We start from the raw sequence: 1,989 nt of genomic DNA on the forward strand, positions 1-1,989 counted from the left end.
GCCCTGGAACAGGCCCGCCGCGACACCGTCCGCTACGTGGAGGACGCCCGCGCGGCCCTCGCGCCGCTCCCGGAGTGCGATGCGAAGGTCGCGCTGCTGGAGATGTGCGATGCGGTGGTGCATCGGGCGGGGTGAGGTTGGTCGGCTGCGTTGGGGGTGGGTTGAGCGCGGTCGGTTGTCGGGGGTGGGCTTGGTTGGCTGTCTTGTGGGGGTTGAGCCGGGGGGCCTGCGGTGTGTGGGCTGGGCGGGGTTGCCTGTCCTGCGCGGGGGGTTGAGTCCGGGCGGTTGTCGTGTGCCGGTTGAGCCGGGGTGCCTGCGCTGGGTGGGTTGAGTCTGGTTGCCTGCGGTGCATCGGATGAGCGCGGTTGCCTGTCGTGCGGGGGTGTGTCCGGTCGGCTGTCGTGTGGCGGTTGAGCCGGGGTGCCTGCGCTGGGTGGGTTGAGCGGGGTCGGCTGTCGTGTGTGGGCTGTGTCCGGTCGGCTGCCGGTCGTGGGCTGAGTCTGGGTGCCTGCGGTGCGTCGGATGGGCGCGGTTGCCTGTCGTGCGTGGGTTGAGCGCGGTCGCCTGCTCTGCGCCGGTTGTGCCCGGTCGCCTGCCTTGCATGGTCTGAGCGCGGTCGGTTGCTGTGTCCGGTCGGCTGTCCTGCGCGGGGGGTTGAGCCCGGCCGACTGGCGTGTGCGGGCCGAGTGCGGGCACCTGCCTCGTATGGAATGAGCGCGGTCAACTGCCTTGCGCGGGCCGCGTCTTCCCCCTAGGGGTTTTGGGGAGGCGGCGCCTCCGTGTGTCATACCCCAGGCGTACGCGGAGTTGGCTCCCGGGTCTGTCGCTTATCTCTCGGGGATTTGGTCAGATGGAGAACACGGAAAACACCACTCCTCACCGATTCGGGTGAGAATGGCGGCTGAGAGTGGGACCAGTACAGGGGGCAGGCCGCCGCCGACGACGGAGGTAAGGCAGACATGGCACCGTACGAAACCGACGACAGCACGGACACCGGAGAGCTCGACGAGCTCCGGTCCGGGCGGCGCCGGGCGGCGCGGTACATCGTCCCGGTCACCGTGGTGGGGGTGGCGGCCGCGACCATCGGACTGGTCCCCGCGCTCGCCGACTCCGGTGACCCGAATCTCCCGAAGATCACCGCACAGCAGCTCCTCGACAAGGTCGCCAAGTCCGACGTCCAGCACCTGTCCGGCACCGTGAAGATCAGCACGGACCTGGGCCTGCCCGACCTCGGCGGCCTGGAGAGCAACCTCATGTCGGGCGCCACGCAGTCCGGCGACGGCTCCTCCGCCGACCCCACCGCCAAGCTCACCGAGCTGGCCACCGGCACCCACACCCTGCGCGTCGCGGCCGACGGCCCGGACAAGCAGAAGGTCTCCCTGCTGGAGAACGCGGCGGAGTACAGCCTCATCCACAACGGCAAGGACATCTGGGGCTACGACAGCCAGTCGAACGAGGTCTACCACGGCACGACCACCGTCGACGCCGCCAAGGACGACGAGACCCGGGCCACGCCCAAGGGCCTCACCGACGAGGCGCTGTAGTCGGTCGACGACACGCCGTCCGACGTTCACGCTCACCCCGGCGAGCGGCGGCGCGGCCGTCGTCGACGTCGGCTTCACCCAGCTCAGCCTCGCCAAGCCGGCCGCCTCGACCTTCGACTTCAAGACGCCCAAGGGCGCGAAGGTCACCACGGAGGACAGCGCGGAGAAGGCACTGCCGACCCCGGACCACTCCACCGGGTCCGGCCCGTCCGAGAAGTCGCTCGGCAAGGGCGCCGACGACCCGACGGTCCTCGGCAAGGGCTGGAACTCCATCGCCGTCTTCGAGACCGGCGGCGAGGGCATCCCGTCCGGCTCCTCGTCCGCCGGCGGCGACCTCGGCGGCTTCCTCAGCTCGCTCGGCGACCAGGTGAAGGGCTCGTTCGGCTCGGGCACGGTCTACTCGACCCGGCTGATCAACGCCCTGGTCACCGACGACGGCAAGGTG

General features: G+C 70.4%; 1 protein-coding gene and 1 pseudogene. Both read left to right on the top strand.

Translation table 11 applies throughout. The features are described from left to right. Positions 1-135, top strand: a pseudogene (locus tag ACFWI9_RS34010) (polyprenyl synthetase family protein); the annotation flags it as partial. Between the two features lie 824 nt (positions 136-959). Next, on the top strand, positions 960-1,544 hold the full coding sequence (locus ACFWI9_RS34015; protein ID WP_387169103.1) for a hypothetical protein: 585 nt from the start codon (positions 960-962) through the stop codon (positions 1,542-1,544). Positions 1,545-1,989 lie beyond the last annotated feature (445 nt).

This window comes from Streptomyces sp. NPDC127084 (assembly GCF_042724175.1).
In the GTDB taxonomy this organism is placed as follows: Bacteria; Actinomycetota; Actinomycetes; order Streptomycetales; family Streptomycetaceae; genus Streptomyces.